Raw genomic sequence first — 6,086 nt, 5'->3', positions numbered from 1 at the left:
CTCTAATTCACTCTTTAGCACGTATCTGGACAATTACGTGCTAGGGATTTCCTAAATTAGCAATTAATGAATTATTTTTTGTAAGGTAAATGTCTTCTGCTGAAATGCCTATTTACAGTGTGCACTTATGGCAAATCAAGTTGCATACGTACTTTTTTTATATCGCTCTTTTGATAGTGCGAGAACCATTAAACTATAGGATGCAAGTAAACCATTACCGCCAAAGTGTAAAAGATTAATGAGGTTCTACAGTACTAGAAATTTAGGTGTTGGTGGCAATTGGAAAGTGGTTTGTCTGGTATGCTTTTTTCTAAAGACTTCTCTACCTGAGTAATCATGGCCGATAAGATGAAATGTGTTCTTTCCTAAATCGATACCAATAACACGAATAGTAGTCATGATGGCCACCTGTATTTAATTGAGCCTAACAATGTTAAGTTTAGCGTGTGGGTGGGACATACCATCTTTTTAACGTGATACCGTGAGTTAGCAGTATTGTAACCAATACTGCTAACACTAAACGTTATTACTCCTTTACATAGCTATTTTGTTCGACTTCATGTGGTTTTATACTGAAGAAAATGGCATACAAGACAGGGATAATAACTAACGTCAACAATGTCGCGAAAGTAAGACCAAACACCAATACAACAGACATCGACTTAAAGAACGCATCGAAGAACAACGGGATAACCCCCAGGACTGTTGTTAATGCGCCCATGATGACTGGCCTCACACGGCTTGCCGCTGCATCGATAACGGCATCAAACCTTGGTTTACCTTCAGCAATTTCCAAATCGGTTTGATCCACCAAAACAATCGCATTTTTTATCAACAAACCAGACAATGACAATAAGCCTAAGATTGCCATGAACTCCATTGGGGTTCCTGTTGCAAGTAAACCTGCTGATACACCGATTAACGCCAGCGGAACCACAAGCCATATCACCACAGGTTGTTTTACTGTCCCAAACAAAATGAACACCACAATTACCATTGCCAACAAGCCAAGTGGAATGGTCGATGCTAGGTTTTCATTCGATTCTTTAGAATCACCATACTCTCCTCCCCACTCCAATTGATAACCATCTGGCAGAGGAATCGCTTCAATTTGAGGCCTTAATCGCTCAAATAAATCAGAGGTTAATTCATTCGGAATTGGGTCAGACTGAGCTCTGATCTCCCATTGGCGATTAACTCTTCTTACTAAACCATCGCGCCATACTGTGCGATAGCCGTCCGTCACTTGGCCAATAGGCACCGCATTACCTGTAACCGAACTGATAACTTGAATATTTTTAATGTCACTCACATCATGACTTTCAGGTTCGGGGGCACGAGTAATAATCGGGATTAACTCATCATTTTCACGATATGCACCAATATTTTTACCCGAGAAATTGGTTTCTAAAGCAGAGGCGAGGTCTTCACGAGAAACGCCAACTCTTTGCGCGGATTTTTCTGAATAAATCGGCTCAATAACGCTGATAGGCTGACGCCAGTTATCTTTAATTGATAGTGCCTTGCCATCAGCTGCCATAATGGCTTTCGCTTGGCTAGCTATATCTCTTAAGACATTCGTGTTTGGCCCACTGAATTTGGCTTGAATACGAGAACCGCCACCTGGTCCGAGAACAAACTTCCATACTTTACCTTGAGCATCAGGGAATGACTTATCAATATAGCTTTGAATATCAGTAAGCAACCCATCGATGATTCGGTAATCACTCGTTTTAACTAACAATTGTCCATAAGCCGAGTTCGGTGATTCTGGTGCATAGACCAACATAAACCGAGGAACGCCGCCACCAATGGAAGCTTGAACATCCTCAACGCCATCAAGGGATTGAATGTACTTGTTTAAGCGTTCAATATCATGCTTGGTCGTGTCCGCATCCGTGCCTTGCGGTAACCAATAATCCACAACAAACAACGGGGTTGTTGAAGCAGGAAAAAAACCAGGTTTGACGAACTGAAAACCCCACACAGAAACAAAGAACATGGCAACAACACCAACAACCACTAGGTAGCGCTGTTTCAGAGAAACAAGCAACAAACGTTTATACGCTTTGGTGAAACCGCTCTCTTTTTGTTTACCCTCTTCGACGACAGTTAACTCAGTAAATAACCAATGGCAAAATAGTGGTGTTAACGTAATGGCAAACAACCAACTAAACATCAAGGAAATCAAGATTACCCAAAATAGATGGCCGGTATATTCAGCTGTCGACCCTGGAGCAAAGCCAATTGGAGCAAACGCAATGATTCCTACCAACGTTCCGCCTAGTAGAGGCCAAATAGAACGCTGAACGATTTGCTTTGCTATCACCAGTTTCTTTGCCCCCGACTTCACGCCAACCAAAATCCCTTCAGTAACAACTATCGCGTTATCAACCATCATTCCTAGTGCAATGATTAACGCCCCCAACGAAATTCTGTGCATTGGAATAGCAACAAAGTTCATCGTCGCTAGCGTCGCAAAGATCGTAAGTAAAAGAATAGAACCGATCACCAATGCAGATTTGAAACCCATAAAAATGAACAGTGTTACAATAACGATCACCAGCGCCGCAATAACATTCACAACGAAATTGTCAACTGACGAATCAACTATATTTCCTTGGTGATAGAACTCATGCAGTTGAATACCTAACGGTCTTAGGTTTTCTGTTTCAGCAATTTTAAGATCGATCTCTTGACCAATTTGAACAATGTTGCTGCCCAAAATACCGGATACACCCACAGCAATGGCGGGCTGACCGTTATACAAAAACTCTTTTTCCGTCGGCTCTTGGAAACCACGCCAAACATTTGCGATATCTTTGAGGTAAATGAGTTTTCCGTCAGAATCCACTGAAATCATTAAATTACGAATAGAATCGATAGAATCAATGGCGGCAGTTGGGTCAATCATCAAACGCTTGCTACCCACTTTGACACTACCCGCGGAGACAACAGCATTTTGTTGGCTTAGCATATCAACAATGCTTGAAACAGACAGACCGAGCCTTTTTGCATTTTGCTTTGATATTTCTACGTAGATGGCTTCCTTTTTTAAGCCATCAAGAGAAACACGCGACACACCGTCTACCAGCAATAATGAACTTTGCAATGTTTTGGCGTATTTCTTAAGTTCAACATTTGAGTATCCATCGCCAGTTAGGAAATAGAGTAAGCCAAATACGTCACCAAAATCATCCGCGACATAAGGGGTTTGAGCCCCCGGCGGAAGGCTAGCAGTCGTATCACTGATTTTATTTCTGAGTTTATTCCAAACCAGTTGCAAATCACCTCGCGTTTTTGAGGCGTCGTATCTTACTTCAACATTAATCTCTGATTTTCCATAAGTTGATACGGAGTCAATGGTTTTCACTTCAGCGAGTTGTTGTATCGCTTTTTCCAAAGGAGCGGTAACTTCAAGAGCCACTTCGTGTGGGTTCGCTCCCGGATAATTCGTGACAATCACAGCTTGTCGAATGGTAAACTCGGGGTCTTCAAAACGGGCCATGTTTTGATACGCTTGCCAACCCCCTGCAATGGTTAACAAAATAACGATGACACTCAACACCGTATTCTTAATTGTAAATTCCGCTATATTCATTTCAATTCGCCTGTTCGTTGATCGCTTTTACAAACTGATTAGATAAGACTATTTCCACTCTCTTACCTTCATCCCTTCGTATAAGTAGGCAACACCTGCGCTTACTACCAACTCATCTTTTTCTAAACCTGACTCTGCAATTAAGGTATTACCGACGCCATCCGCAACCGTAATTTCACGTTTCGCCACCTTCATGCTCTGTTTATCGACAACCCATACATAAGTACCCTCGCTATCACTGGTAATGGCCGCTAACGGTAAAGTGATGTGACTGCCTGTACTTGGCGCACCGACGTGGACCTCTATGGTTCCGCTCATACCTGGAAGCACAAGCAAATTTTTTGGAGATTCAAATTCATAAGTCACTGAATACGTTTGCGTTGAAGTATCGGCTAAAAGGGTGGCTTCTTTGTATACCGCATGGATACTTGTTTCTGGTGCTACATCTAATGCAATGAATGAATCAATTGGACGTTTTTCAAACTGGCGCTTATAGAGTGTGGCTAGGTAGTCGGCAGGCAAGTCGATAGATGCTTCCAATTTTGTACCGCCAATGAATATAACGGCCGTTTTTCCCCCAGAAATCGACTGACCTTGATCGCTCATTTTACTTGCGATCACACCGTCAAACGGAGCCCTTAATACAGAATCGGTTAGCGCTTGCTTTGCCGCATTCAACTGTGCCCGACTTACATCCCTTGAAGTCACAAGCTCTTGAAACGCACTTTGAGAAATCGCTCTACTTTTTATAAGCTTACTCGCTCTTTGATACTCTATTTCAGCATTTTTATTTTGTGCTTTGGCTTTGTTTAAGCTATTAAGCAACTCGCGCTGATCGAGCTTTGCAATCACATCACCTTTTTTTAGAGCCTGCGCACTTTGCACATCAAATAGTTCTATTTTTCCGCCAAACGGGAAGCTCAATTCAACAAGCTGATTGTCTGTTACTACTGCAGGGAATTTAGTCACTTCAACGGTATTATCAATGCCCGTTAAAACCCACTTAACTGGGCGAACTTTTTGCTCAGTTTCTTGTACTACATTGTCGTTATTACACCCAAATAACGCGATGGTCGCGGTCAGAAGTACAAATGGGCGAACTATTCCTTTATGAATCATTAACCTTTCCTCATTGCCCTGAATAAGGCGCTTTAAATTACTATCCCCATGCGCTGGAATCATGGGCCTGCGGCGCTTGTTCTGCCATAATTTTCCTACGTTATCATAACCTCCCATAACATACACCAGCATAATGGAAACAAAACAACAAACAGCATACGACATCTATAAAAAGGTGCTTGGTAATAAAGACTAGTCAATAACGAAATGGGTCATTAAGTCCTCTCGCTAAGAACGTTAGAACAGGTAAGAAAGGCCAACGTTACCAATTACTGAAGTCGTACTTTCAAGAAGTGGGCTTTTCTCGATCTCGGAATCTAGATTTTCGTATCGAATACCACCTGTTAAACGCATCTTTTTTGATAGGTACATGTAACCAGATAGACCCACAAAATAACGGCCACTCCAATCAGGCTTGAACTCATTGAAGTTAGTTCTTGCCGCCTCAGAAACTGATACGCCGTAAAGGTGTTCATTTAGCTTGTCGCTGTTATATGAGTAACCAATAGCGGGGATAAGGCCAATTGCACCCATGTTTATATGATAGCTGTACTTAGCCTCTGCATACATGCCATTGTGAACAGAGCCAATATCCGTACCTATACCAGCGTGAAATTGACCCGCTTTGGTGTTAAGAACGTAAGCCACACCACCAAGAAAAGATGCGTCACGATCATCTAGCTTTTTAATATCTAGGTTGTCGGATTCACCGGCATCCAGCATTCGTGGATCATAAGTTACAGCCAAAATGATGTTGTTAGTAGAACCTTTAGCCGCTAGACGATAGCCCAGCTGTACACCCTCGATAAAGAAACGATCATTGTCATAGCTTACTAGTGGGAAAGGTGTCACTTCAGTATCACCGCCCTTGTAAACGTTTGGTGAGTAACTAGCCGTTAGGCCTAAACCAAATTCAGCATGAGCAGAAAAAGGGAGTAGAGTAGCCGCAGAGATTAAAATTAGTTTATTCATTATGTGCTCGTCATTTAAAGTGCAGTGAACGTTAAAAATGAGCGCATAATAACGGCACAGATTATAAAGGTCAATGTCTATTAATTAAAAAGATTCAAACCATTGCCTTAATCAATCGAAATTAAAGGCAAATAAATATTTTCAGTGTGAACCTCTGTATATACGAAGACGTATTTATTTGTATCTACATCTTGACCGAAAGGTAGAGTATTGATAAATTCCCAACAATAAAAGTGCATCGCACTTTAAGCGGGGGTGGGAATGAAAAATATTAAAGTTAGAAAAACAGGTAATTCACCCCTGATAACGATTCCCAAGGCAATTACTCAGGCATTAAAGCTGTCTAAAGGAAGCCAGGTAGAAATGACTATCAGATCAAGGAATAGATTAAGGA

General features: G+C 41.6%; 5 protein-coding genes. 1 reads left to right on the top strand and 4 read right to left on the bottom strand.

The annotated features are described in order from the left end of the window. Positions 1 to 246 precede the first annotated feature (246 nt). The 4 genes from L4C32_RS20055 to L4C32_RS20040 form a co-directional block, all read right to left on the bottom strand. Positions 247 to 399, bottom strand: coding sequence for a hypothetical protein (locus L4C32_RS20055; protein ID WP_428198660.1), 153 nt, complete (start codon positions 397 to 399; stop codon positions 247 to 249). 127 nt (positions 400 to 526) lie between these two features. Next, the gene (locus L4C32_RS20050) at positions 527 to 3,601 is read right to left on the bottom strand and encodes an efflux RND transporter permease subunit (RefSeq protein WP_428198658.1); all 3,075 of its coding nucleotides are present in this window, start codon (positions 3,599 to 3,601) and stop codon (positions 527 to 529) included. 48 nt (positions 3,602 to 3,649) lie between these two features. Next, positions 3,650 to 4,720 carry an efflux RND transporter periplasmic adaptor subunit gene (locus L4C32_RS20045; protein WP_428198657.1) on the bottom strand — a complete coding sequence of 357 codons (1,071 nt, stop codon included), beginning with the start codon at positions 4,718 to 4,720 and terminating at the stop codon, positions 3,650 to 3,652. Positions 4,721 to 4,957: 237 nt separating this feature from the next. Continuing rightward, complete coding sequence (locus L4C32_RS20040) at positions 4,958 to 5,692, bottom strand: MipA/OmpV family protein (RefSeq protein WP_428198656.1); 735 nt, start codon at positions 5,690 to 5,692, stop codon at positions 4,958 to 4,960. A gap of 261 nt (positions 5,693 to 5,953) precedes the next feature. On the opposite strand from L4C32_RS20040, the gene L4C32_RS20035 reads away from it, so the two are divergent. Continuing rightward, positions 5,954 to 6,086 (top strand): AbrB/MazE/SpoVT family DNA-binding domain-containing protein (locus tag L4C32_RS20035; protein WP_428198659.1); only part of this gene is annotated, 133 nt, incomplete at its 3' end.

It is taken from the genome of Aliivibrio kagoshimensis (assembly GCF_050337105.1).
Classification (GTDB): domain Bacteria; phylum Pseudomonadota; class Gammaproteobacteria; order Enterobacterales; family Vibrionaceae; genus Aliivibrio_A; species Aliivibrio_A kagoshimensis.
This window is presented reverse-complemented; position numbering and strand designations above follow the sequence as displayed.

What these genes read in the sequence shown, in the direction of transcription:
- L4C32_RS20055 (WP_428198660.1), bottom strand. Translation starts at nt 399, where the DNA reads ATGACTACTATTCGTGTTATTGGTATCGATTTAGGAAAGAACACATTT.
- L4C32_RS20050 (WP_428198658.1), bottom strand. Translation starts at nt 3,601, where the DNA reads ATGAATATAGCGGAATTTACAATTAAGAATACGGTGTTGAGTGTCATC.
- L4C32_RS20045 (WP_428198657.1), bottom strand. Translation starts at nt 4,720, where the DNA reads ATGATTCATAAAGGAATAGTTCGCCCATTTGTACTTCTGACCGCGACC.
- L4C32_RS20040 (WP_428198656.1), bottom strand. Translation starts at nt 5,692, where the DNA reads ATGAATAAACTAATTTTAATCTCTGCGGCTACTCTACTCCCTTTTTCT.